Below are 23817 nucleotides of genomic sequence, written 5' to 3'. Positions count from 1 at the left end.
AAATTATCTCCTGAAAGATGAACGAGCGCCGTTTGTTACGATCCTTCCCTGCCGAGCCTCGCGGGACTGTACCCGTTGCAGCGCTCCTCGGCATGGCGAAGGGATGAAGCTAATCTGAAAATTCAAGCCTGAGCACGCGTCATTGCCTAAGCCTCTACCGCGGTTTTGATTCCTGCTTCGTCGCGCAGCAATGCGGCTTTATCTATGGCTTCCCAGGTGAATTCCGGCTCGTCACGCCCAAAATGGCCATAGGCGGCGGTTTTCTCGTATATCGGGCGCAGCAGGTCAAGCGTATGAATAATAGCACGGGGCCGCAAATCAAAATGACGCTCGATCAGCTTGATGATTTTCGCGTCGGAAATTTTTCCTGTTCCGAAAGTTTCCACCATCAGTGAGACAGGACGCGCGACGCCAATGGCGTAGGCTATCTGAACTTCACACTTGCTGGCGATGCCGGCGGCAACGATGTTCTTGGCCACGTAACGCCCTGCATAGGCTGCAGAACGGTCGACCTTGGAAGGATCCTTACCCGAGAATGCGCCACCACCGTGATGCGCCGTACCGCCATAGGTGTCCACGATGATCTTGCGACCCGTCAAGCCGCAATCGCCCATCGGTCCCCCTACCACGAAACGTCCGGTAGGATTGATGAGGTAGCGACTCTCGCCATTCAGCATTTTTTTCGGAAGCACCGGCTTGATGACTTCTTCGATTATCGCTTCGCTCAGTTGCGCGTGAGGAATATCCGGATGATGCTGGGTAGATATCACCACGGTTTCGATCCGCTGCGGTATGCCGTTCACATAGCGCACCGATACTTGCGACTTCGCATCTGGGCGCAACCACGGCAGGCGCCCATCTTTTCTCAGTTCCGCTTGCCGCTCCATCAAACGATGGGCATAGTAAATCGGCATCGGCATCAATTGCGGCGTCTCGTCGCAGGCATAGCCGAACATGAGTCCCTGGTCGCCCGCGCCCTGATCCATTTCCTCTTCTTTGGTGCGGTTGACTCCTTGCGCAATGTCGGGAGACTGTTTGTTGAACGCGGTAAGCACAGCACAGGTACGATAATCGAAACCGATATCGGAACTGTCGTAACCAATACGCTTGACCGCCGCACGCGCAACTTGCATATAGTCGACGTTGGCTGTGGTGGTAATTTCACCCGACATCACGATCAGGCCTGTACTGCACAGCGTCTCGCAGGCTACCCGTGCACTGGGATCCTGGGTGAGGATAGCATCCAGAATTGAATCGGAAATCTGATCAGCTACCTTGTCTGGATGACCTTCGGATACGGATTCGGAAGTAAAAAGATATTCGCTCATGTTGTCCAGCCGCTATAGTGGTAAAAGGACTGTAGAATACCAAATTACTCGGGTATTAAGAAGATCAATGATAGTGAAACCATGTTTATTCCTGCGGAATCCTTGAACACCTTCCGCACCTGCATAACGATGGCATTGCGGGATTGGATACCGCAAAGGTACGCCAGGCACGGATGCGAGTGGTTCGCCAGGGATGGCGAGGGAATCGGGCATGGCAATAATACCGAGGGCTTTCTCATGCGACTCAGTGCGCTTCGCTTATTGACGCTCTCCGCGACACTGCTACCCTTTACGCCTGGCCGTGTGAAGCGTTCCATATACACGGACGTTACATTCAGTTCGGCACGTCACAGATGAGAATCAAGTTTTCCAAAATGCATGGCCTCGGCAATGATTTCGTTGTGATTGATGGTGTCAGTCAGTCGGTTTCCCTCGGAACGGAACAATTACAGCGGCTTGCCGACCGCCATTTTGGCGTCGGCTGTGATCAGGTTCTCCTCATAGAAATTGCGGAAGGCGATGCTGATTATCGCTATCGTATATTCAATGCGGATGGGGGCGAAGTGGAGCAGTGCGGCAACGGCGCGCGCTGTTTCGTTCGCTATGTGCATGATCGCGGAATGACAAGCAAGCGCGAAATCCGCGTGGAGACGCTGGGAGGCGTGATAATTCCAAGGCTGGAGGCCGATGGAGAAGTCACTGTCAATATGGGCGCGCCCAAATTCGAACCTCGGGAAATCCCCTTCGTCGCCGAAAAACGTGCACCGACTTATCCGCTCGATATCGACAGCAAGCAACTGGAGATCAGCGTTGTATCGATGGGCAATCCCCACGCCGTGCAATTGGTGCCGGATATAGATGATGCGCCAGTATTGACCGAAGGTGTGATGATCGAGGGTCATCCAAGTTTTCCTCAGCGGGTGAACGCCGGCTATATGCAGGTTATCGACCGACATCATATCCGGCTGCGCGTATATGAACGCGGCGCTGGCGAAACGCTGGCTTGTGGCACTGGCGCTTGTGCCGCAGTGGTAGCGGGAATTCAACGGGGCGTGCTTGAGTCACCAGTGGAGGTCAGTTTTCGCGGCGGCGATTTATTTATCCGATGGGAAGGCGAAAATCAACCGGTCTGGATGACAGGTCCCGCAGTCAACGTGTTCGATGGAGAGATCGACTTATAGAGTTCAGACAGGGAGAAATATGGAATCAAGTCCGGAAGAAGTCGCTCAATACCTGCGCACACATCCTGAATTTTTTGAAGAATATGCCGATGTGCTGGCGGAGATTCAGATTCCGCATCCTCATGGCGGCAGAGCCATTCCCATTAGCGAACGCCAGATCGTCGCGCTTCGGGACAAGAATCGCATCTTGCAGGATAAATTAGGCGAGTTGATCAGATTCGGTGAGGAAAACGGCGCTATTACCGAAAAAATGCACCGTCTGGCAGCAGCGCTCCTCACATTCACTCACCTGGCTGATTTTCTACATGGGTTGAACTTTCATTTGCGCGAAGATTTTTCCATACCTCATATGGCCCTACGGTTGTGGAACATGACTGCCGAAGGCCCCGCACTACCGGAATTCACGCCAACCGGCGCTGATATCCGCGCCCTGGCTGAAAGCCTGTCGCGCCCTTACTGCGGTTCTCACGTATTGGACGAGATCAGAGACTGGTTCGGAGAAGATGCTGTTCGCCTGCGCTCATTTGCGATGGTGTCCCTGTCGGCGGAGCAAACCATCGGTCTGCTGGTGATGGCCAGCGAAGATCCGCAGCGATTTTACCCGGAGATGGGAACGATTTACCTGGCGCAACTGGGCGAACTGGTAAGCGCCGCATTGAAACGTTTCACACGGGCTGAAGGATAAGAAAAGCGTACTGCCATCAACATGACATCGGGTAATCACCAGGCCGAACTTGCCTCGGCCTATCTCTTCCATCTTGCTAAAGAACGGCGTTTGTCACCGCTTACCTGTGAAAGTTACGCCCGCGATATTCGTGCTTTGCTGAACCTTGCGCAAGAAACACCCCTCGACCGATTGCAAATTCATCACGTCCGCCGGTTTGCCGCTCAGCTACATGGAGAAGGATTTTCCGGCAGGAGTTTAGCCAGGATGTTATCGGCCTGGCGAGGCTTTTACAGATACCTGACGCGGGATCACGGCTATGCGTCCAACCCCTGCGACGGGATACGCGCGCCAAAATCGCCAAAAACCTTGCCGCACACCCTTTCACCCGACGAGGCCGCGAAGCTGCTTGAGTTTCCCGCCTCCGACGATTTAATGGCATTGCGCGACAAAGCCATGTTCGAGCTGTGCTATTCATCCGGGCTACGGCTGGGAGAGCTCGCTGGCCTGAAACCCGAGGATTTGAGTCTGGACGACGGCACAGCGCGAGTTATCGGCAAAGGCGGAAAAACGCGCATCGTGCCCGTCGGCAGCAAAGCGGCGCAAGCCTTGCGCGAATGGATGAAGCAACGCCAGACCCTGGCTAAACCCGGCGAAACGGGACTATTCATGTCACGGTATGGCAAGAATATCAGCCGCCGATCAATTGATCAACGGCTGAAAATCCAGGCGCTGCGTCAGGGAATCAGCGCTAATATTCACCCTCACGTGCTGCGGCATTCGTTCGCCTCGCACCTGTTGCAATCCAGCGGCGATTTACGGGCTGTGCAGGAGATGTTGGGACACGCCAGCATCAGCACTACCCAGGTTTATACCCATCTGGATTTCCAGCATTTGTCGAAGATCTACGATGCGGCCCATCCACGTGCCAGGAAGAAGGAAAAAAGTTGAATCTTCAGTAACCATACAGCTTGCGTTTTTTCTGCGGATCAGCGTTATAATCTTCGCTCAATCATCACGTGCCAACTTCCATGCTAGAACATCGCGGTACAACCATACTTTCCGCCCGACGAGGCGGCCAGGTCGCACTTGGGGGGGATGGTCAGGTAACTTTAGGCGCCGTTGTCGCCAAGGCGAGCGCGCGCAAGGTACGCAGGCTTTACCATGAAAAGATACTTGCAGGGTTTGCAGGGGGAACAGCCGATGCTTTTACCTTGTTCGAGCGGTTTGAAGGTAAGCTTGAAAAGCACCAGGGACACCTGATGCGCTCAGCGGTTGAGCTGGCGAAGGACTGGCGCACCGATCGAATTTTACGGCGACTGGAGGCGATGCTCGTCGTCGCCGACCTGACTACTACGCTCATCATAACGGGATCGGGCGACGTGATCGAACCCGAGTTCGGTATTGCTGCGATTGGTAGTGGCGGTTCTTACGCTCACTCCGCTGCACGTGCCCTGTTGGATAACACCAGCATGATGCCGGAGGAAATCGTCAAGAAAGCGCTGGTCATCGCGGGCGACCTGTGTATTTATACCAATCAAAACCATGTAATCGAGGTACTCGGGTAAACTCCAAACTGAAGAACATGAGTAGTCGAGGAATATATCCGTGGAAGAGGACCTGAATGACAGGGGTAAAAATATATGCCTCTCGACAAATGAGCGCGGGACAGCATAGCCGCACATATTGCATACTTCCACCTTGGTTCACTTTGGCTTCGTTCCCCTCGCATTTATCACCAACCTGAAATCATGTCACAACTGACCCCGCAGGAAATCGTTCACGAACTGGATAAACACATCATCGGCCAGGACAGCGCCAAACGCTCCGTGGCCATTGCCCTGAGAAATCGCTGGCGCAGGCAACAGGTAATGGATCCCCTACGGCAGGAAATTACGCCAAAAAATATTTTAATGATCGGCCCGACCGGGGTTGGCAAGACCGAAATCGCGCGACGCCTGGCTAAACTGGCCGGTGCGCCCTTCATCAAGGTGGAAGCGACCAAATTCACCGAGGTGGGGTATGTCGGGCGGGATGTCGATTCGATCATCCGCGATCTGGTGGAAGCCGCCGTCAAGCAATCCCGTGAGCAGGAAACGCATAAAATGCGCGCGCGCGCGGAAGATCATGCGGAAGAGCGCATCCTCGATGTTCTGCTGCCTGCCGCGAGAGAGATGGGCGTGCAGACGGAGGTGGGGGAGATGGAAAACACCACCCGGCAGAAATTCCGCAAAAGATTGCGTGAAGGTGAGCTCGACGATAAGGAAATCGAAATAGAGGTGTCGGCCGCGCACACCCATATGGAAATCTTCGCTCCCCCCGGAATGGAGGAACTGACGACCCAAATTCAAGGAATGTTCCAAAACCTCGGCGGAGAGCGGAAGAAAACCCGCAAGCTGAGAATTCGGGAAGCATTGAAAATCATTATCGATGAGGAAGCGTCTAAGCTCGTCAATGATGAAGAATTGAAGCTTCACGCGGTGCAGAATGTTGAGCAGAACGGTATCGTATTCCTTGACGAAATCGATAAAATCACAAGCCGATCCGAAAGTTCCGGCGCGGATGTCTCGCGCCAGGGCGTTCAGCGTGACCTGCTGCCGCTGGTGGAGGGCACCACCGTTTCAACCAAGTACGGCATGATCAAAACAGATCATATCCTGTTCATTGCGAGCGGTGCATTTCATCTTGCCAAGCCTTCCGACCTGATCCCAGAATTGCAGGGGCGCTTTCCGATTCGTGTCGAACTCGCGAGTCTTAGCGCTGACGATTTTGTGCAGATCCTCACCAATACGGACGCCTGTCTGACGCGTCAATATGAGGCGCTGCTGGAAACCGAAGGCATCAAGCTGGAATTCACACCCGATGCGGTGAAGCGTTTGGCGGAGATTGCGTTTGCGGTTAATGAGAAAACCGAGAACATCGGCGCAAGACGTCTCTATACCGCGATGGAAAAGCTTCTGGAAGAGGTATCCTTCGATGCCGAAAAACATCGTGATACTAAAGTTGTCGTCGATGCGGCGTATGTGGATGCACGGCTCAACACTTTATCGCAAAGTGAAGACTTGGCACGCTACGTGCTCTAGCAGCCTGCCGGACCTGAGGGAATCGGCTGCAAAAGCGTCTGGCTGGTTTATATTTCGCTGCGATTCTTCAAGTCCGACAGACTGCTAACTGGCAAAACCCGGTGTCCTCGAGCGGTTTTCATTCCGTCTTCGTGTAGCAGAAAAGCATTTCGCCAGACGGCGCGACGGGGCTTGATCTGTTACAATTCCCGCCTGCGGCGTTCGCTCCACGTCTTCACGCCGTCCATTCTGTTTTTCGAACTTACCCGTCTGCCTAAGACTGGCGTCTCGCAATCGAGGCGACAGGCCGATGTTACCTTGGAGTTTTATGTCTTTCTCTACCTTCGGCCTGTCCGATGAAATCCTTCGTGCCGTAATTGAACGTGGCTATACCGATCCGACGCCCATTCAGCTGCAAGCCATCCCCGCAGTACTGGCAGGCGGCGATTTAATGGCCGGGGCGCAAACCGGCACTGGCAAGACCGCCGCATTTACCTTGCCCATCCTGCATCGTTTGTCGGACAGGAGCGTCAAGGGGCCATCCAGCGGCAGGCCGCCGATACGCGCGCTGGTTCTCGTCCCTACGCGCGAGCTGGCAGCACAGGTGGAGGAAAGCATACGCATATACGGCAAATACCTGAAGCTGAGTTCGATGATAATGATTGGCGGAGTCAATATCAATCCGCAGATCACCCGCCTAAAGAGCCGTGTGGATATTCTGGTCGCCACCCCCGGCCGCCTACTGGATCACGTGCAGCAAAAAACGCTCGATCTGTCGCACGTTGAAATCCTGGTGCTGGACGAGGCTGACCGCATGCTCGACATGGGCTTCATTCGCGACATTAAAAAAATACTCATGCTGCTGCCCGCACAGCGGCAGAATCTGCTGTTCTCCGCCACTTTTTCAGACGGCATTCGTGCGTTGGCGGCAGGCTTGCTCAACCAGCCGGCCATGATCGATGTTGCGGCACGCAACGCAACCGCTGCCAATGTGACGCATATCGTGCATCCGGTTGACCGTGAGCGTAAGCGTGACCTGCTTGCCCATCTTATCAAGCAGCACCGCTGGTCGCAGGTGCTGGTATTCACCCGTACCAAGCACGGCGCCAACAAATTGGCTGAACATCTGGTCGCGAGCGGCATTCCATCGCTTGCCATACACGGCAATAAAAGCCAGTCCGCGCGCACGCGGGCACTGGCGGAATTCAAGACTGGCAGCCTGCAGGTACTGGTAGCCACCGATATTGCCGCACGTGGAATCGATATCAGCGAATTACCGCATGTAGTCAACTTTGAATTGCCCAACGTGGCGGAGGATTATGTTCACCGTATCGGACGCACTGGGCGGGCGGGGGCGGAAGGAGATGCGGTGTCGCTGGTATGCGTGGACGAGCTCAAGCTGTTGACGGATATCGAAAGGCTGATCAAACGGGATTTGCCCAGCAAAATTATCGCTGGTTTCGAGCCAGACCCGCGAATCAAGGCCGAACCGATCGTGAATGGGAGCGGCGGAGGACAGCGCCGCTTGCCACCCGGACTTCCCGGACGGAGTCAACGAAGAGGCGGCCAGCCTGGTAACAAGCTGCCATCCGGCAGATTATCTACGGGACCTGCTGCCGGTCGCATGCCCGCACTGCAGCGTTCAGGCGGGCGTGGCCGTTGATATGGTCCATTCCATTCCGGGGTATGCCAAGCGTTGCTCGATGATCCGGGGAAACTTGCGACGCAGTACCATTTTCAACCGTTGGGGATGAACTTTGCTCGGCGGGAAAATACCGGTATCGATACGGCGGAGAATGCGCTTCGTGAAGCAATGATGAACGGAGGCGGAACTATGCAAACTGGCCGGCGGCATACCCGGATGCCCAGGCCCATTGGAAATTGAACCCACCCAGATGTCCCGTTACGTCGACCACTTCGCCTATAAAATAAAGCCCGGGCATCTTTTTCGCTTCCATGCTTTTGGATGATAATTCCCGGGTATCCACGCCGCCGAGCGTGACTTCCGCCTTTCTGTAGCCCGCAGTCCCATCCGGAATAACCTGCCAGTCGTGCAATTGTGCGGCGATCTGTTTCAAGCGCTTGTCACTGTACTGGTTTACCGGCGCGGTTGACTGCCCATGCATGACCGTTTCGCACCAGACCCGCACAAAACGCCGAGGCAGATGCTGTGCTAACAGATTGGATAACAGCATGGTGCTATGTTTATGATCGAGCAGCCACGCCGCCGCGTCAAGATCCGGCAGCAGGTCGACATGCAGCGGTAATCCCGGCCGCCAGTATGAAGAAATCTGCAATATCGCGGGACCGCTCAAGCCGCGGTGCGTGATCAACAGATTCTCGCGGAATCGAGCGCCATTGCAACTCACCGCTGCATCAAGCGCAACGCCAGGAATTCCTGAAAAACCGGCCAGCTGCTGGGGTGCGAAAATCAACGGAACCAATCCTGGTCGCAGGGGGGTAACCGCGATATCGAATTGCTCCGCGATGCGATACCCGAAGGGACTTGCGCCAATTTGTGGAATGGAGAGGCCGCCGGTAGCAATTACCACTGCATCCGTTGCCAATACGCCACGGTCGGTTTCCAGCACGAACCTGGAACCGTTGACGCCGAGTAGGGCTATATTACTCACCTGGCACGGCATTTCCCACTTGACGCCGACACTATCGCACTCGCGCCGCAGGAGGTCGATGATTTGCTGGGAACTGTCATCGCAGAATAATTGCCCCAGTTTCTTTTCGTGATAGCGAATCCGATGCTTTTCCATCAGCGCGATAAAGTGTTGGGGCGTAAAGCGGGACAATGCCGATCGGCAGAAATGCGGATTTTGTGAGAGAAAAGCTTCCGGGCCGGTGTGGAGATTGGTGAAATTACAACGTCCGCCACCGGAGATTCGGATTTTCTCCGCCAGCTTGCTTGCATGTTCCAATACCAGAACGGATCGCCCGCGCTTTCCGGCTTCAATCGCGCACATCATGCCGGCCGCCCCGGCACCTATCACTACTACATCTTTTTTTGAGTTCATGTACGCATTGCAGCCATGCTCAGTGCTCAGCGTAATGCAGTCACTTTACGCCACACGCTGGCCAGCCATGATTGTTGTTCGAAAGGAAGGCCCGCAGGGCGATAGTAATGGGTAATTTCGACGAACCCGGCATTGGCGAGGTAGTGCCGCCAGCTTTCGATATGGTGGTATACGCCGTAGCGCCCCTGGTTCCAGCCCTCCTCGTTATTTCCCCGGGGGTTCGAGCTGAATAACACCCCGTCCGGTTTCAGTGTTGCCCAAAGTTCCTTCAATACACGCGATAGCTCGGAAGTGGGAACATGAAACAGTGAAGCATTGGCAAATATGCCATCGAAGTATCCATCCGGCAAATCGAGTCTGAGAAAATCCTGATGCCATACCTCGCAACCGCTATGACTGCGGGCCATCTCGACAAAAGTCATCGCCCCCTCCAGTCCTGTTGCGATATGGCCTAGTTCTGCAAAAACCTTCAGGTCACGGCCTGGCCCACAGCCGAAATCCAATAGGTTGAAGGGCGGAACAGCCTTGATATATTGAAGCAGGGCGGCGATATTTTGCCCGACATCATGGTCTTTCGTTCCCGTCCAGAAAGCCTTGGCACGTTCGTTGTAGTGAGTCAGCGTAAGGTCGGTGATTTCCCCGAGATCCAGCAAATTTGGCTTCATATCGGGCGACTCTCATCGAATGTAATATAAAAATTTATCGCGATTTATTCCGTGGGCAAGCGGTTATGACTCACTCAATTGCATAGTGTACAGAGAACAATGACGATTTATTATTTGAAGACGCCCAGTATGGCGCCACGCGCCATCAAATCGCGCATGATTTCAAGCCCGCCCTGAATCACGACCTCGGGCGAGGGATGTCGACTTTCTATGGCAACGATTTGAAGCGCCGCTTTGCCCGTATGCTCGTCAGAAGCGAGGAGATTTATCAGGCGTGACGTAAATGCGTTTATCTCGGTGAATTGGATCTGATCATCGGCATTGCGAAATACGAGCAGCCAGGTTTCAGTTGGTGTGACTCGTGTGCGGGGACCAATACGGTGCACTGGCCAGCTATAACGAAGATTGGCAAAAACGGGATTCAAAACCGGGCGCTGCTCCAGCAAGCTACCTTCCCGGTCGATTGCTTCCCACGCCGGAGCCAGGGTTGAAATGGAAAGCGCCAGTTCTACCCATTCGTAGTGCGCGAGCTCCAGCACGAATTCCGGATAATTTGCCGATATCGCCTCTTCGCTTTGCAGGAACTGGATGAACTCATCGGGTATCTGGCGAAAAAAAGGCGAACGGCTGCGATGCGTGGCAAGAAAACTGCGCATGAGTCGAGTCCACCGCCGTTTTCCCAGCACTTTATTGAGCACGGGAAAACAGGTAAGGAGAAAGCTCTCCAGATTATTGTAAACCAGCTTCCTGTATATTTCCATGCGCCGCCTGTCAATACCGCGCGGGCAAGGGTTTATCCTGGGGTTGCGTATATGCGCAGTGAAAGCGTACTGGAAACGCTGAAATTCAGGAAGCGGCATACTCATGGCCAGACCCGTAATGCCGGGTCTGGATCAAGCCGATGCGCTCGACTTCGCGCACCAGTTCGTGGAGGGGCGGGATATTGAAATCGCGTTCCAGCAGAGTGGGCGCCACGCCGTGAATACGGTAAGTTTGTTCGAGTAATGACCATACCGGATCGATCACGTCCGCGCCATGCGTATCGATGATCAAATTCTCCGCTTCATTATAATGACCGGCCATATGCATATAAACGATGCGCTCGGTAGGCATCGCACGAATAAATTCAATCGGGTCATAGGCGTGATTGATGCTATTGACGTATACATTATTGACGTCGAGATGCAGATCGCAATCCGCCTCGACCAATACAGCGCGAATAAAGTCCGCTTCGCTCATCTCGGCGATGGGTGCCTGCACATAAAACGACGCATTTTCCAGTGCGATGCGTCGCTCCAGAATATTCTGGGTGCGGCGAACCCGTGCCGCGACATACTTTACTGCTTCTTCAGTAAACGGTATTGGAAGCAGATCGTATAGATGGCCATCGTCGGAACAATAGGAAAGATGTTCGGTATAGAGGCGGATTTGATGTCGATCCAGAAACTGCCGGATCTTTTGCAATAATACCTCGTCCAGCGGCGCCGGACTGCCGATCGATAGCGAAAGGCCATGACAGACAAAGGGATAGCGTTCAGTGAAAATGTGCAGATCGCGCCCCAGGATGCCGCCAAGATCGATCCAGTTTTCTGGAGCAATCTCGAAGAAGTCGATGGCATCGGGAACACCGGTTTTTAATGCCGGGATCAATTCCCGCCGAAAACCGAGGCCAACGCTGGCGGGTGGCAGGAATTCCACGACGGGAAAGATTACTTCTTCATTCCAGCATGCGGAGCTGTATTCGGCGCACTCGGCTTGGTTCCCCCATAGCTATCGGCCTCAGGCTGATCCACCGCCCCATCTTTGTTGGCATCGATCCTGTCGAAAATGTTTTCATGATGCTTGAGAAATTCTTGCTTGGTGACCTTGCCATCCTTATTGGCATCCACCATCGACATGCCGCATCGACCTTCGCCGGATTTTGCTCCACCGCCATATTTGTTGGGATCTACCTTATCGGCATACGCCAGCATATAGCCCTTATCCAGGGATTGAGCGGTAAAGGGGCTGTCTGCTGCGGAGACAAGCGGTACGGCGCCAAGTGTAGCGGCAAGAGCGGAACCAACGGCTAGGGAAATCATGGTTTTCTTGTTGCGCACAGTATTTTCTCCTGAATTTTGGATGGAATATTATGTCACAATTCGAATGAATTGGGGATTGGCTTAGCTGGAGCCTCGCTTTCCTGTGTGCGATGGTGCACAGGAAAGCGGGCCAGGCCGTTCAAAACAAAGGAGATACGGATTCGATAGTAACTCTGAACAGTTCAGAGGTATCTTTAGTTATTTACCGCTACCGCACTTGCCATCTTTCATTTTGCCCTTCATCTCATCTTTGCTGATAACGCCATCCTTGTCGGTATCCATATGTGCAAACATGGCGTCGTGATGCTTGGTCCATTCTTCCTTGGTGATCTTCCCATCACCGTTTGCGTCCGCCATAGCCGCGCCGCACCTGCCTTCGCCGCATGCGCCTTCACCACCACACTTACCTTCTCCACTTTTCTTTTCGCCATATTTATGGGAATCGGCCACCATGTAACCTTTATCTAAGGGCTGTATGGTAAATGGATTATCAGCGGCAGAAACACCCGGTACAGCACCGAGCGTAGCGACAAAAGCGGAGCCTATGGCGATAGAAATAAGGGATTTTTTGTTGGACATCATGTTCTCCTATATATGTTAGGGATGTTACAACGCGACTCAGCGAAAGAAAGATTGTCGCGCCGACTTTTATCGACCAGTTCCTTTTTTGCGACCGGTTTCGACGCGGACGCAGATACCCGATATAAACCAACCTCCGCCATTCTTGAATAATGCGAATATCGCCGGAAGACAAGAATGACCTAAGAAACATAGCACAAATTTTGGGATAGGTGCGACAAATTGCCGCACCTATCCGATCATGGCAACGCTTCACGGAGAAATAGGACAACGGCCTGCCAAGTTTAGCGCAAACGTTTCTCGACATTAAATTGATGGGGTTATTTATTTCCTTTTGGGGGTATTCAAGCGATGGGAATTCTGCAAGAATTCCCGCTACCGATGTAAGGTAGACTTCATGCAAACGGATTGGCCGGAAGCCGTCTGAATCTCAAGAGCGAGGTTATACGGCCTCAACTTACCTCGTTAACCGATCACGCTGACGCTCGGTCAAGTTCTCTGAAACCACATCAGACGAACCGTCAAGCTACTTGCTGTATAATGTTTTTTTCTGTAAGTGTTACCACAGATCACCAGAAATGGAAAAGGAATATTAATATGCCGCAAGAACTGCATAAACAGGCTGGTCCCTATAAACCGAAGAAGGGAGAAACCTACATGAGTTCCGGGCAGCTTATGCATTTCCGCAATATACTGGAAGGCATCAAGTTTGAGCTGGGACGAGATATAGATCGCACGGTTCACACCATGCAGGACGAAGCCACGATTTTCGCCGACCCTAACGATCGTGCCAGTCAGGAATCTGATATGGCGCTGGAGTTACGGAACCGGGATCGTGAGCGCAAGCTGATCAAGAAAATTGACGAGACTATCGCAAAAATAGATACTGGCGATTACGGTTATTGTGAAAGTTGTGGCGTAGAAATCGGTCTTAAACGACTTGAAGCCCGGCCCACCGCCACTCTCTGTATTGATTGCAAGACCTTGGATGAAATAAGGGAAAAGCAGGTCGCCAAATAATATTTTTCGGCTCGCTTCTACAAGAATACATCTGCAGATGTAGTTGAATCGAATATTATTGTTGTAAGATAAAAAGCCCTATCTCGCGATCAGGGCTTTTTTTATTCCTTGGAAACCAGGTTGGATCTGCCCTCCAGCGAGGGAGAGCAGTATATGCTCTGCGCTCCTTTTTGAAGAGCCGCAGTTCTCGCAAGAAGTTATCCTACACTTACGTTACCGGGTTGTCGGTGACCTCGGTGGAGACAGCCTTCATACTCAGGCGTAAACGACCCTTGTCATCGGCTTCCAGAACTTTAACACGCACCACCTGACCTTCCTTGAGATGGTCGGTAACGCTATTGACACGCTCGTTGGCGATTTGCGAGATATGTAACAGCCCGTCCTTGCCGGGGAGGACGCTGACGATTGCTCCGAAGTCCAGAAGTTTCAAAACGGTTCCGTCGTAAATTCTTCCCACCTCAACCTCGGCCGTAATATCTTCGATGCGCTTTCTTGCCAATTCGCCACCTTCGGCACTGATACACGCTATCATCACAGTACCGTCGTCAGTGATATCGATGGTGGTTCCGGTTTCTTCCGTCAACGCACGAATTACTGCGCCGCCCTTACCGATCACATCACGGATTTTCTCTGGATTGATTTTTATCTTGATGATACGCGGCGCATGTTCCGAAATATCCTCGCGCGTGGTGGGCAAAGCCTGTTTCATGATCCCAAGAATATGCAGACGGCCTTCCTTTGCCTGTATCAGTGCCGCGTGCAGAATTTCCTTGGTGATGCCCTGAATCTTGATATCCATTTGTAGCGCAGTGATACCTGCTTCGGTACCGGCCACCTTGAAATCCATATCACCCAGATGGTCCTCATCTCCCAGGATATCGGTCAACACCGCAAATCTGTTGCCATCTTTGATCAGTCCCATGGCAATACCCGCCACATGTGCTTTCAGTGGTACACCCGCGTCCATCAATGCAAGACAACCACCGCAAACCGACGCCATGGAACTGGATCCGTTCGATTCGGTAATCTCCGATACCACTCTGAGAGAATAACCAAACTCTTCCGGAGTGGGCAACACAGCAACCAAAGCCCGCTTGGCAAGGCGTCCGTGGCCGATTTCACGGCGTTTGGGCGTGCCTACGCGGCCGGTCTCGCCAGTCGCATAAGGCGGCATATTGTAGTGGAGCATAAAGCGTTCGGAGTAATCACCTTGCAGCGCATCGATTTTCTGCTCATCCCGACCGGTGCCCAACGTTGCAACCACCAGCGCCTGAGTTTCCCCTCGGGTAAACAACGCAGAGCCGTGGGCACGCGGCAGCAAGCCATTGCGGATCGTAATCGGCCGGACGGTACGCGTATCACGCCCATCTATACGAGGCTCGCCATCCAATATCTGGGTTCGTACAATCTTTGATTCCAGCGCAAAACAGGCCTCCTTTACGGATTGCGCGTCCGGCCCTTCCTCTGAATTGACACCCATTTCGGTAAAGACTCTTGTCCAGATATTGTCTATGGTTTCCGATCGCGCCTGCTTCTGCTTTAGCCGGAATGCGGCGCGCAAGTCATTTTCCGCCAAATCGGCGATTTTCTCGGCAAGAGCGGCGTCCTTTGATACCGGGGCCCAATCCCATGCGGTAACTCCTGCTTCGTCGGCCAGCTCGCTGATCGCATCGATCACTACCTGCATTTGCTGGTGGCCGTAGACGACGGCACCCAGCATGATTTCCTCGGATAGCTCCAGCGCTTCGGACTCCACCATCAGCACAGCTCGCTGAGTACCCGCAACCACCAGATTCAGTTGAGTCTGCTTGAGCTGTGTGGTACTCGGGTTCAGGATATATTCGCCATTGATATAGCCTACACGGGCCGCGCCGATCGGACCATCGAATGGTATGCCGGAAAGAACCAGTGCGGCGGAGGCGCCCAGAAGGGCGGGTATATCCGCATCCACCTCGTTATCGGAGGACAGGACCGTGGCCACAATCTGAACTTCGTTATAAAAACTTTCCGGGAATAACGGACGAATGGGGCGGTCGATAAGGCGGGAGGTAAGAATTTCCTTCTCGGATGGACGGCCTTCGCGCTTAAAAAAACTACCGGGTATTCTACCGGCGGCGTAGGTCCTTTCCTGATAATCCACGGTCAGGGGGAAAAAATCCTGCCCTTGTTTAGCGTTTTTTGCACCCACCACGGTAACAAGAACCACGGTGTCGTCCATGGTAACCATCACTGCGCCGTGCGCCTGCCTTGCTATTTCCCCGGTTTCGAGTGTTAGTTGATGAGATCCGTAAGTAATGCTTTTCTTGATTTTCAATTAACTGCCCTTTTCGATAAAATCATGCCGGTTGACGTCAGATCAACGGCTATAGCTCCGGCCAGGCTTGATGGAAACAGCGATTTCGTTCATGCCACTGCTATCTCACCGCTGCTCGATATCTATTTGCGCAAGCCAAGGCGTTCGATCAGCGCCCGATAGCTATCGGTGCTGCTACGCTTCAGGTAATCCAGCAGCTTGCGGCGACGACTCACCATACGCAATAAGCCGCGGCGTGAGTGATGATCCTTGACGTGTGCTTTGAAATGACCGGCCAAATCGTTGATGCGAGCGGTCAATAACGCCACTTGCACTTCGGGAGAACCTGTATCTCCGTCTGCTCGTTGATAGTCGCGCACCACTTGCGCTTTTTGTTCGGTTTTGACTGCCATACTGCTCTCCATTACGCCCAATAGGAAAGGGCGACATTTTACTCTTTAACAGGGTCAACTCTCAAGTAATGTGATGACTTTATTTCATTTTCGAATTCAGGCGGTAGGTGACGTCGGGTTTGCCAGGGCGCAATTTTGCTCCAGCGCGCCACAGCCGTCTTTACGTACCCTCTCGAAATCATACTCGGCCAGCTTGTCAGTCTGACACATATCCGTGAGGTGATGCAGAATTGCGTGTGCTCACGCCCATTTCCGCGCCGGCATATCGCACTACGGTCGACAGGGTAGAGCATGCTGCACGCGAGCCCATCGCCAGGCGAAGCAGCGTGCCGACAGCTACAGAACCTCGTACCAGCAGCGGCAGAAGGCGAACGAGATCGGCGCTTCCATCCGGGCGCACTGCATCGAGTAGAACTGGAGGCGGCGAAAAGTCGACCGGGTCCGAGATCGCCCGTATGGCCAGAAATGGCAAGCCCGCATGCGCGGCAGCTTCCGCCACCGCACCGCTTTCCATATCCACTGCGCAAGCACCGGTCGCCTGCGCCAACTCATGCTTGGCAACAGCCGAGGTCAGCATCCCCCGGCTCGCAGCCAATATGCCGCCGGTAACATTCAGGTGGGCAGGCAGACATTGCCGCAAGCTGTCACGCCAGCTCAGGTCGACTTGCAGTGACTGGTGGGCATGGATGGACTCAGGCAATATCAAGTGCCCCGGACGCAAGCTGGAATCCAATGCGCCGGCAAACCCAAAACTCATCAAGGCACGCGCGCCGCCCATTTTCAACCCTGCTGCGGCTTCGCGAGCAGCCTCTTCGCCCATCCCGCAAAGCCAGATCGCAGCGCTTTCCCCCAAGCTGATCCTTTGATTGAAGGGCAGACGGAGCAAGGTAATGCATCGAGCTTCCACCCGCATCGCCGTGATGATGCCAACCTCCCTCACGTAGAGGTCTTCCGCGTCAAAGTATGGAACCTGGCCAGCGCCCACAGCGGGAAATACTTGGTATAACCATAATATCTCAAGTAAAAAACCCGTGGAAAACCCGGTGCCGTAAACCAGGGATCATTCCATAATCCATCGGTGCCCTGCTCACGCAGCAGATATTCTATGCCCCTGCGCACTTCTTGGCTGTGCCCGTCTCCTGCCGCCATCAGGGCCAACAGCGCCCAGGCCGTCTGAAAAGAGGTACTTCTCTCGAACTGCCCCGCGTGCTGAGGTTCGAAGTAGGTATCGTTACTTTCGCCCCAGCCTCCGTCATCGCGCTGCACTGACTTCAGCCACTGCACCGCACGGCGAATGGCGAGATGATCGGTATCAACGCGGGCCAAACGGAACGCCTCCATGACTGACCAGGTGCCGTAGATATAATTGCTTCCCCAGCGCCCAAACCAGGCTCCGCAGGGTTCCTGCTCGCGAAACAGATAGGCGAGGCCTCGTTCCACGACAGGCTTATGCCTGGGTTCACCATACAATGAGAGAAAACCGGTGCAACGCGCAGTGACATCGCTGGTCGGCGGATCAAGCAATGCGCCATGGTCGGCAAATGGTATTTCGTTGAGATAATAATAGGTATTGTCGGCGTCGAAGGCCGCAAAACCGCCGTCGCGCGACTGCATTCCCGCAAGCCAGTCCGCAGCGCGTACTATACTCCCCTGATAAGCTAGAGGATCCGCCTGGTATAGCGCCCACGCCACGGCTGCGGTGTCGTCCAGATCCGGGTAATGCGGGTTGGCATACTGGAAGGCCCAGCCACCGCCTGGCAAGTTGGGGTGGTCTTCCTGCCAATCCGCAGGCGCATCGAGTATCTGGTTGGGGATGAGCCAGTCGAGCGCTTCACGGACGGGCTTTTGATCCACATCGGCGCTTTCCTGCATGGCGAGGCAGGTAAGGACGGTGTCCCACACGGGCGACGTACACGGCTGGCACCAGGCACGTTGGCCTTCCTCCACCAGCAACCCGCGTAGCGCCTGGCGGCATTGATCCCGATAGGGATGATCGTAGGCATAGCCCAGCAATGCCAGTGCCTCGCCGGCGTTCACGATGGCAGGAAAAATTCCTCCCAGACCACACTCGCCGTTTAGCCGCTCCACGATCCACTGTTCGGCTCGCCGTATTGCAATACGGCGCAGGGCCTGTGGAATGAACGGCTCGAATAGCGAAGCGGTACGCTCAATTATTAAAAACAGGCGGTTGAGACGGGTGCGAACCGGAAAATAGTCACGCTCTTCCTCCGGAGGTACCGTAAACAGTTCACGGACATGAATCTTGCGCGGATTCGCCGCACGCGCCTTCAAGCTGCATAGAATGGACAGCGGTATTGTAACGGTACGAGACCAGTAAGCAATTTTGCTCAGGTGGAAAGGGAACCAGCGAGGCAGCAAAATGATCTCCACCGGCACGAATGGAACGCCGCGCCAGGGAAGTTGACCGTACATGGCAAGCAGTATGCGAGTGAACACATTCGCCCGTGCGGCCCCTCCATGTTTTAGAATGGCGGCGCGGGCGCGCGTCATGTGCGGCGCATCGGGCGAATCACCTACGATCTTCAAAGCATAATATGCCTTGATCGTACAGCTGAGGTCGAAATGGCCTCCATAATACAATGGCCAGCCACCATGATCGAGATCCTGTTTTTCACGGATAAATCGGGCGAGCCTGACTTCCAGGTCTACATCGACATCGTCCATGAAGTGCATCATTAATACATACTCCGCCGGGATCGTGCAGTCTGCCTCCAGCGGAAAACACCAATGACCGTCTTGTTTCTGTAGCGACAGCAACGCATCACGCGCTGCTGTCAATCCATCTTCCAGCGACGTCTTGCTGGCTGGGCTAACCTGTTGAGATGACAATGTGGCGGTACCTCCGAATCTATTCACTAATTTTTACCCAAGTCGAATTTCTGGCGGAATTCAGGATGCAATCCATCCATATGATAAGAAAATAACGAAAGAAATTCATGAAATTGTGTTCTGCATGGATTTGCTATGCGCCATGCCGCTACGCGCGTTTGATGCTTGGGAGGGAGAAATGCCTTACGATGAGATCGATGTTGGCCGGTCCTCAAGCCAATCAAGCATATTGCGAGCGTTGGTTTCAGCGTGATGCCGCCGCTTCTGGAACGTCCCCGAGGTCTTCGTCCATCGGGTCCTCGTAGCTCTCGGGCGGCGGGTCTCCATCATAAATCAAATGCTTGCGTTGTTGCAAAAACCCCTCTCGCACAAATAGATAAGGATCCAGCGCCGCCTGGTCACGCACTCGCATAGGGCCGGATAACCTTGCTCTTTTATCGATAATGCTTAAAACCGTGACGGGACCTACGATAGCGCTACTGGCGAAGGTGCCCGCATAAAATAAAAGGTTGCTGAAAACGCTTACAGGTATTCCCGGCGCATCACGATAGGTGCTGGGGCCGATCAAAGGAACAAAAAGATAAGATCCCGTATTGACACCCCATACGCCAAGTGTTTGCCCAAAATCTTCGTCATGTTGCGGCAAGCCCATGGGCGCCGCCATGTCGAAGAAGCCGCCCAGGCCGACCGTTGAATTAACGACGAAACGGAGGCTGTCCTGGAAGCCCTGACGGACTTTTCCTTGCAGAAAATCGTTCAGGATAACGTTCGGATACGCGAGATTGTCATAGAAATTTCCAATCGAACGCACCATGGGGTCAGGTATGTATTTTATATAAACATCAGCAACTGGCGCCAGCAGGTTTCGATCGATCGTATCCGTGAAGTTATAAAACTTGCGATTGGTTTCTTCGTTAGGATCAATCGGATTTATACCGGAGTCGCTCGTTCGTGTGGTAGCGCATCCCGCGAACAATACGGCACATATTGCCAGCAGAACGGTTGTCCGGTAGTTATGTATCATGATCAGTTAAGATAGGCATGACTGCTAATCTCCAGGCATTGCTACTTTAATAATGCAGCGGTCGCTCCAAGTCGGGAGTATAAACAATAAATGACAATTTAGCGTATAACTTCGCTTACGTAAACAAAGGGAGAATAAGCCCGCCGGGACAGAGGCGGTAACAGGTCTCTCAACCCTTCATCCTCATTCCCGGACTCATTCGCCAGCGGCATCAGGTTTGATCATACCTTGATGCTTTGAGCGGGCGCCTTCAATAAGATCGGCAGTATTACCAAGGTGCAGAGGAGCGTAAAAGTCAGTCCCACGGTAAGCATTATTCCCATACTGGCGGTACCTTCATGCGACGAAAACATGAGGCTTGCGAAATCGACCAGTGCAGTCAAGGCGCTATAGAAAATAGCCCTTGCGGTACTGGTGTGGATCAAGACTTCGCTCACCATCTCGTTATTCAGGCTTCGGTGCACCATGTGCAGGCTACTGTCGATACCGAGACCAAGCAATAGCGGCAAAGCAATGATATTGGCAAAATTGAACGGTACATTCAACACGACGGTGAACGCGGCAGTGAATAAACTGGACAGCAAAAGCGGGGTCAGCACCAGCAGGGTATACTTCATGCTGCGCAATATTATCAGCAGTGCGATGACAATCCCCGCCAGCGCCAGCAGGAATGCCTGGATAAATGCCTGCACCACCGCCTCACCTGCTTCAAGGCTCACCATGGGCGCCCCTGTGGCGTTCGGCGCGACTTGTTGCACCGAACGCACAAAACGCCGCAATGCATCGTTGTCGTTAAGATCTTCAGCCGGATAAACCGCGATCCGGTACTCGCCCGAGCGGCTTTCCCACCGGCTGCTTAGCGATTCCGGCAGGTCCTTCATGCCAAATGGGACAGCTTCGGTAGCAATCCGCAAGCTCTGCAAAGCGGATGGCAGTGTAGTCAGAAGATCGGCCTCCGCTGACTGCAGCAAGTGACTCCTCTCGTCGGCACTCGCCGCATCGAGTCGGACAAGCAGAGCGGCAAGAGATGCTTTGAGAGCACGAACACTTGCCAATGCGGGATGATCGGGACGCTCGGCAATAAATCGATCCAATGTGGCGGCCAGCGTATCCAAGGATTTACGTTGATTTACCTGGGCTTCACCGCCCATCGGCCGAGCCTGCGTTGTATTCGTTATCGGTCCCATCGTAAGAGCCATTTCCTCGATAAGCGAAATTTTCTCTTCCTGCTCTGCTGGCACCAGGTCGAAGATGGTGACCACCTTGGTTACTTCAGGAAGCTTGGCCAGCTGCTGCGCCAGACGTTCTGCTTCTTTTCGATCGCGGGCCAATGCAGTCGCATGCCAGGGGGAATTGTCGACGTCCAGAAGAAGTTCCTTGAATGTCCGTATCGCTTCTCCATTCTGCGCTTGCATATTCAGCAGGTTATAGTCAAATGTTACCCGAGGCAGTATTGCAAGAGCAGCAACCAAAGCGACGAAAGTGACGGCATAAGTCAACTTGTGCCACTTCAAGGATAGCTCAAGCACTTTCCCCACTGAGCTCTTTGTGGTGGCTTTGGTTGACAACTTCCTGGGAAAATAACGTAGCAGAGCGGGCCCTATGGTAAGGGTAACGAGCAGACTGATCACCATGCCGGTACCGGAAATGATCCCCAATTCCGCGACCCCGCTATAATCGGTAGGCATGAATGCGTAAAAACCGATGGCATTGGTGATCGTACACGCGGTCAGTGCCGCCCCGGCATCACCACCGGACAGGTGCATGGCTTCGGCCGGCGAAGTACCGCTTTCCAGGATCTCACGATATCGGAGCAGAAAATGGATGGCAAAATCGGCCCCCAGGCCGATATATAGCACTGCAAATGCGATAGAGATCAGATTCAGGTGGCCGACCGCCGCAGTGGCAAACGCTGCGGTAAGAAGCAAACCCATCGTCAGGCAAACGAGCACATTAATTATCAGCCCCGCATTATGCATCGCGAAGTAGAGCACGATGGCGACCATTACAAATGTAATGATCCCGGCATACTCCATTCCGCGCAGCGAGCTGTTGAGCTCCTCCTCAGCCAGCGCTACCTCGCCGGTAATTCGCAACCGAACCGGTCCATTTTCCGACACGCCGACATCTTTTGCTGCTGCATAAAGGGCTGCGATGGACTGCTCCGCCGGTGATAGCTGCGTGTAATCAAGTTTCGGTTTAACTACGATCAACTGCTGGTACTTATTCTTCTGCGGTTCTCCGTTGAACAGTGATTGCCACGATAAGGCCCGGGGCGATCCATTGAGCCGTGCGTCAAAAGTTGCGCTTATCCCGTTCAGCACGGGTTGAAGCTCCATGCTGCGTCCCTCGCGCAACTCGTCCACGGCTCGGGCAAGCACGGAAGCAAAAGACGACAAGGTGGGGTTTTCGGAGATATGCGCTATGAGCGGTTGTGCCGCGGCCAGGCGATCGGTGATTTGTTCCAGCTCGGGAATACTTTCGTAGAGCAAGCCGTTACGCTCAAAAAAAACGTCCACATTAGGCGTGTAGACATCGTAAAAACTGGCGGTATCTTTTTTAAGCTGTGCGGCAAGACGTTCGGTTGCCAGATATACCTGCTCGGGCGTGGGAGCGTCCAGCACCACCAGCAGGGTTTCCATGTCCTGCGGGAACGTCTCGTTGTAGTGCTTCATATTGACGCGAAACGGCAGATGCTCCGAGAGCATGTCCGTGGTATCGGTGTTTATACCGAGGTTACGCGAAACATAAAATCCGCATACGACAGTGACCAACAAAGCCCCCAGAAGAATCCAGGCGGCGTATTGGTAAGAGAGTGTGGACCAGCGCGCGAAGATGTCGTATATGCGGCTGTGAGAAGCTTTGGTTGGTATGGCCATCCTTGAGGAAGCAATTTAGGACGATCAATCCTCGGTGCTGCCCAGGTTTTTTTTAACCTTGCTCGGTCAGGATGATCTTTTTCTTGAGCATGTCGATGAGTGTCGCGAAACCATCACGCTGGAGGATAGCACGGTACTCGACCCGTTTCAGTGCGAGATCGCTGACGCCGTCAGCCAGGACGTTGACAATGCGCCATCCATCCTTCCCATTCCGGAGGATATAGTCGAAACGTACGGGCTCGCCGGTCGGTAAAAAAAGCTTGCTGCGTACCATTATCTGATCCCGCGGCATCGATTGTTGCTCTATAAATTCGAACCGCTCACCTTCGTAACTTTTGAACCAACCCACGTAGGTACCAATGCTGAGCTTTCGGAAAATGTCCTTGAACGTGCGCTGTTGCTCGGCATCCAGTTGAGTCCAGTTAGCCCCTAGCGTAGTGCGGGCGATAAAATCAAGATCGTGGGTGCGATCAATAACAGGGGCCAGCAATTCATAGCGACCTTCATATCCGAGTTTCGGCCCTTCTCGCATCGCCTTGATAAGCGACTCGTGCAGGTCATTCACTACCTGTTCCGGGCTGGAGGTATCCTGGGTCTCGGCCCAGGATACAGGCGCAGCCAGCAACATGACTGCTATCACCTGAAATTTCAAAGCGGACGTAATGGCGCGCAGGATTTTCATATTGACAACCTTTATAGCAACGCTAATCGCGCTATACGCCGTAGCGCCGAAGTGAGGCCTGATCAGTCGG

General features: G+C 53.6%; 22 protein-coding genes and 1 riboswitch. Of the genes, 8 read left to right on the top strand and 14 right to left on the bottom strand.

Going from position 1 to position 23817, the window contains the following annotated elements:
- Nucleotides 1-16: 16 nt before the first annotated feature.
- Nucleotides 17-95: riboswitch (S-adenosyl-L-homocysteine riboswitch) on the bottom strand.
- Between the two features lie 51 nt (nucleotides 96-146).
- Nucleotides 147-1328 (bottom strand): methionine adenosyltransferase, encoded by a 1182-nt coding sequence (metK, locus tag BLP78_RS01645; RefSeq protein ID WP_090455796.1) that lies wholly within the window; start codon nucleotides 1326-1328, stop codon nucleotides 147-149.
- 81 nt (nucleotides 1329-1409) lie between these two features.
- Between metK and BLP78_RS01640 the strand changes: the two genes are divergently transcribed.
- From BLP78_RS01640 to BLP78_RS01610, 7 genes are all read left to right on the top strand, one after another.
- On the top strand, nucleotides 1410-1685 hold the full coding sequence (locus BLP78_RS01640; protein ID WP_090455794.1) for a hypothetical protein: 276 nt from the start codon (nucleotides 1410-1412) through the stop codon (nucleotides 1683-1685).
- Nucleotides 1682-2509 (top strand): diaminopimelate epimerase, encoded by an 828-nt coding sequence (dapF, locus tag BLP78_RS01635; RefSeq protein WP_090455792.1) that lies wholly within the window; start codon nucleotides 1682-1684, stop codon nucleotides 2507-2509. The genes BLP78_RS01640 and dapF overlap by 4 nt, the downstream gene beginning before the upstream one ends.
- Before the next feature lie 19 nt (nucleotides 2510-2528).
- Entirely contained in the window at nucleotides 2529-3194 is a 666-nt protein-coding gene (locus tag BLP78_RS01630) for a DUF484 family protein (protein ID WP_090455790.1), read from the top strand.
- Nucleotides 3195-3215: 21 nt separating this feature from the next.
- A complete protein-coding gene (gene xerC / locus BLP78_RS01625; RefSeq protein WP_090455788.1) occupies nucleotides 3216-4124 on the top strand; it encodes a tyrosine recombinase XerC in 909 nt (302 codons plus the stop codon).
- Between the two features lie 80 nt (nucleotides 4125-4204).
- Nucleotides 4205-4741: an ATP-dependent protease subunit HslV gene (hslV, locus tag BLP78_RS01620; RefSeq protein ID WP_090455786.1), complete on the top strand. Its 537-nt coding sequence runs from the start codon at nucleotides 4205-4207 to the stop codon at nucleotides 4739-4741.
- Nucleotides 4742-4924: 183 nt separating this feature from the next.
- Complete coding sequence (gene hslU, locus BLP78_RS01615; RefSeq protein ID WP_090455784.1) at nucleotides 4925-6256, top strand: ATP-dependent protease ATPase subunit HslU; 1332 nt, start codon at nucleotides 4925-4927, stop codon at nucleotides 6254-6256.
- Nucleotides 6257-6563: 307 nt separating this feature from the next.
- The gene (locus BLP78_RS01610; RefSeq protein ID WP_090455782.1) at nucleotides 6564-7898 is read left to right on the top strand and encodes a DEAD/DEAH box helicase; all 1335 of its coding nucleotides are present in this window, start codon (nucleotides 6564-6566) and stop codon (nucleotides 7896-7898) included.
- A 169-nt stretch (nucleotides 7899-8067) separates the two neighbouring features.
- Here the strand turns inward: BLP78_RS01610 and BLP78_RS01600 are convergent, their stop codons facing one another.
- The 6 genes from BLP78_RS01600 to BLP78_RS01575 all read right to left on the bottom strand — a co-directional run bounded on the left by BLP78_RS01600 (nucleotide 8068) and on the right by BLP78_RS01575 (nucleotide 12589).
- Nucleotides 8068-9261, bottom strand: a complete 1194-nt coding sequence (locus tag BLP78_RS01600; protein ID WP_090455777.1) for a BaiN/RdsA family NAD(P)/FAD-dependent oxidoreductase — start codon at nucleotides 9259-9261, stop codon at nucleotides 8068-8070.
- Between the two features lie 26 nt (nucleotides 9262-9287).
- Nucleotides 9288-9926: a class I SAM-dependent methyltransferase gene (locus BLP78_RS01595; RefSeq protein ID WP_090455775.1), complete on the bottom strand. Its 639-nt coding sequence runs from the start codon at nucleotides 9924-9926 to the stop codon at nucleotides 9288-9290.
- A 110-nt stretch (nucleotides 9927-10036) separates the two neighbouring features.
- Nucleotides 10037-10792, bottom strand: a complete 756-nt coding sequence (locus tag BLP78_RS01590) for an HvfC family RiPP maturation protein (protein WP_090455773.1) — start codon at nucleotides 10790-10792, stop codon at nucleotides 10037-10039.
- Nucleotides 10773-11624, bottom strand: coding sequence for an HvfB family MNIO-type RiPP peptide maturase (locus tag BLP78_RS01585; protein ID WP_090455771.1), 852 nt, complete (start codon nucleotides 11622-11624; stop codon nucleotides 10773-10775). The genes BLP78_RS01590 and BLP78_RS01585 overlap by 20 nt, the downstream gene beginning before the upstream one ends.
- Before the next feature lie 11 nt (nucleotides 11625-11635).
- Nucleotides 11636-12025 carry an EF-hand domain-containing protein gene (locus tag BLP78_RS01580; protein WP_090455769.1) on the bottom strand — a complete coding sequence of 130 codons (390 nt, stop codon included), beginning with the start codon at nucleotides 12023-12025 and terminating at the stop codon, nucleotides 11636-11638.
- A 180-nt stretch (nucleotides 12026-12205) separates the two neighbouring features.
- A complete protein-coding gene (locus BLP78_RS01575) occupies nucleotides 12206-12589 on the bottom strand; it encodes a hypothetical protein (RefSeq protein ID WP_256329954.1) in 384 nt (127 codons plus the stop codon).
- Nucleotides 12590-13183: 594 nt separating this feature from the next.
- Between BLP78_RS01575 and dksA the strand changes: the two genes are divergently transcribed.
- Nucleotides 13184-13606 carry an RNA polymerase-binding protein DksA gene (gene dksA / locus BLP78_RS01570; RefSeq protein WP_025041331.1) on the top strand — a complete coding sequence of 141 codons (423 nt, stop codon included), beginning with the start codon at nucleotides 13184-13186 and terminating at the stop codon, nucleotides 13604-13606.
- Nucleotides 13607-13814: 208 nt separating this feature from the next.
- Here the strand turns inward: dksA and pnp are convergent, their stop codons facing one another.
- From pnp to BLP78_RS01535, 7 genes are all read right to left on the bottom strand, one after another.
- Nucleotides 13815-15920, bottom strand: a complete 2106-nt coding sequence (gene pnp / locus BLP78_RS01565; RefSeq protein ID WP_090455765.1) for a polyribonucleotide nucleotidyltransferase — start codon at nucleotides 15918-15920, stop codon at nucleotides 13815-13817.
- A 122-nt stretch (nucleotides 15921-16042) separates the two neighbouring features.
- Nucleotides 16043-16312: a 30S ribosomal protein S15 gene (gene rpsO / locus BLP78_RS01560; protein WP_025041333.1), complete on the bottom strand. Its 270-nt coding sequence runs from the start codon at nucleotides 16310-16312 to the stop codon at nucleotides 16043-16045.
- A gap of 196 nt (nucleotides 16313-16508) precedes the next feature.
- Entirely contained in the window at nucleotides 16509-17252 is a 744-nt protein-coding gene (locus BLP78_RS01555) for a phosphorylase family protein (RefSeq protein WP_090455763.1), read from the bottom strand.
- Entirely contained in the window at nucleotides 17249-19189 is a 1941-nt protein-coding gene (gene shc, locus BLP78_RS01550; protein ID WP_090455761.1) for a squalene--hopene cyclase, read from the bottom strand. The genes BLP78_RS01555 and shc overlap by 4 nt, the downstream gene beginning before the upstream one ends.
- A gap of 217 nt (nucleotides 19190-19406) precedes the next feature.
- Entirely contained in the window at nucleotides 19407-20186 is a 780-nt protein-coding gene (locus BLP78_RS01545) for an MlaA family lipoprotein (RefSeq protein WP_090455759.1), read from the bottom strand.
- Nucleotides 20187-20407: 221 nt separating this feature from the next.
- Entirely contained in the window at nucleotides 20408-23065 is a 2658-nt protein-coding gene (locus BLP78_RS01540; protein ID WP_090455757.1) for an MMPL family transporter, read from the bottom strand.
- Between the two features lie 52 nt (nucleotides 23066-23117).
- Nucleotides 23118-23747 carry an HpnM family protein gene (locus BLP78_RS01535; RefSeq protein WP_090455754.1) on the bottom strand — a complete coding sequence of 210 codons (630 nt, stop codon included), beginning with the start codon at nucleotides 23745-23747 and terminating at the stop codon, nucleotides 23118-23120.
- Between the last annotated feature and the right edge of the window lie 70 nt (nucleotides 23748-23817).

Source organism: Nitrosospira sp. Nsp1 (genome assembly GCF_900100985.1).
Classification (GTDB): domain Bacteria; phylum Pseudomonadota; class Gammaproteobacteria; order Burkholderiales; family Nitrosomonadaceae; genus Nitrosospira.
The sequence above is the reverse complement of the archived record's forward strand: the minus strand, read 5'-3'. Positions and strand labels throughout refer to the sequence as shown.

Bases quoted from the DNA above. Each gene is read 5' to 3' on its own strand.
- dapF (WP_090455792.1), top strand. From the start codon at position 1,682: ATGAGAATCAAGTTTTCCAAAATGCATGGCCTCGGCAATGATTTCGTT.
- xerC (WP_090455788.1), top strand. From the start codon at position 3,216: ATGACATCGGGTAATCACCAGGCCGAACTTGCCTCGGCCTATCTCTTC.
- BLP78_RS01535 (WP_090455754.1), bottom strand. From the start codon at position 23,747: ATGAAAATCCTGCGCGCCATTACGTCCGCTTTGAAATTTCAGGTGATA.
- BLP78_RS01640 (WP_090455794.1), top strand. From the start codon at position 1,410: ATGTTTATTCCTGCGGAATCCTTGAACACCTTCCGCACCTGCATAACG.
- BLP78_RS01600 (WP_090455777.1), bottom strand. From the start codon at position 9,261: ATGAACTCAAAAAAAGATGTAGTAGTGATAGGTGCCGGGGCGGCCGGC.
- BLP78_RS01630 (WP_090455790.1), top strand. From the start codon at position 2,529: ATGGAATCAAGTCCGGAAGAAGTCGCTCAATACCTGCGCACACATCCT.
- BLP78_RS01540 (WP_090455757.1), bottom strand. From the start codon at position 23,065: ATGGCCATACCAACCAAAGCTTCTCACAGCCGCATATACGACATCTTC.
- BLP78_RS01575 (WP_256329954.1), bottom strand. From the start codon at position 12,589: ATGATGTCCAACAAAAAATCCCTTATTTCTATCGCCATAGGCTCCGCT.
- metK (WP_090455796.1), bottom strand. From the start codon at position 1,328: ATGAGCGAATATCTTTTTACTTCCGAATCCGTATCCGAAGGTCATCCA.
- BLP78_RS01545 (WP_090455759.1), bottom strand. From the start codon at position 20,186: ATGATACATAACTACCGGACAACCGTTCTGCTGGCAATATGTGCCGTA.
- BLP78_RS01590 (WP_090455773.1), bottom strand. From the start codon at position 10,792: ATGAGTATGCCGCTTCCTGAATTTCAGCGTTTCCAGTACGCTTTCACT.
- dksA (WP_025041331.1), top strand. From the start codon at position 13,184: ATGCCGCAAGAACTGCATAAACAGGCTGGTCCCTATAAACCGAAGAAG.
- hslV (WP_090455786.1), top strand. From the start codon at position 4,205: ATGCTAGAACATCGCGGTACAACCATACTTTCCGCCCGACGAGGCGGC.
- hslU (WP_090455784.1), top strand. From the start codon at position 4,925: ATGTCACAACTGACCCCGCAGGAAATCGTTCACGAACTGGATAAACAC.
- rpsO (WP_025041333.1), bottom strand. From the start codon at position 16,312: ATGGCAGTCAAAACCGAACAAAAAGCGCAAGTGGTGCGCGACTATCAA.
- BLP78_RS01595 (WP_090455775.1), bottom strand. From the start codon at position 9,926: ATGAAGCCAAATTTGCTGGATCTCGGGGAAATCACCGACCTTACGCTG.
- BLP78_RS01610 (WP_090455782.1), top strand. From the start codon at position 6,564: ATGTCTTTCTCTACCTTCGGCCTGTCCGATGAAATCCTTCGTGCCGTA.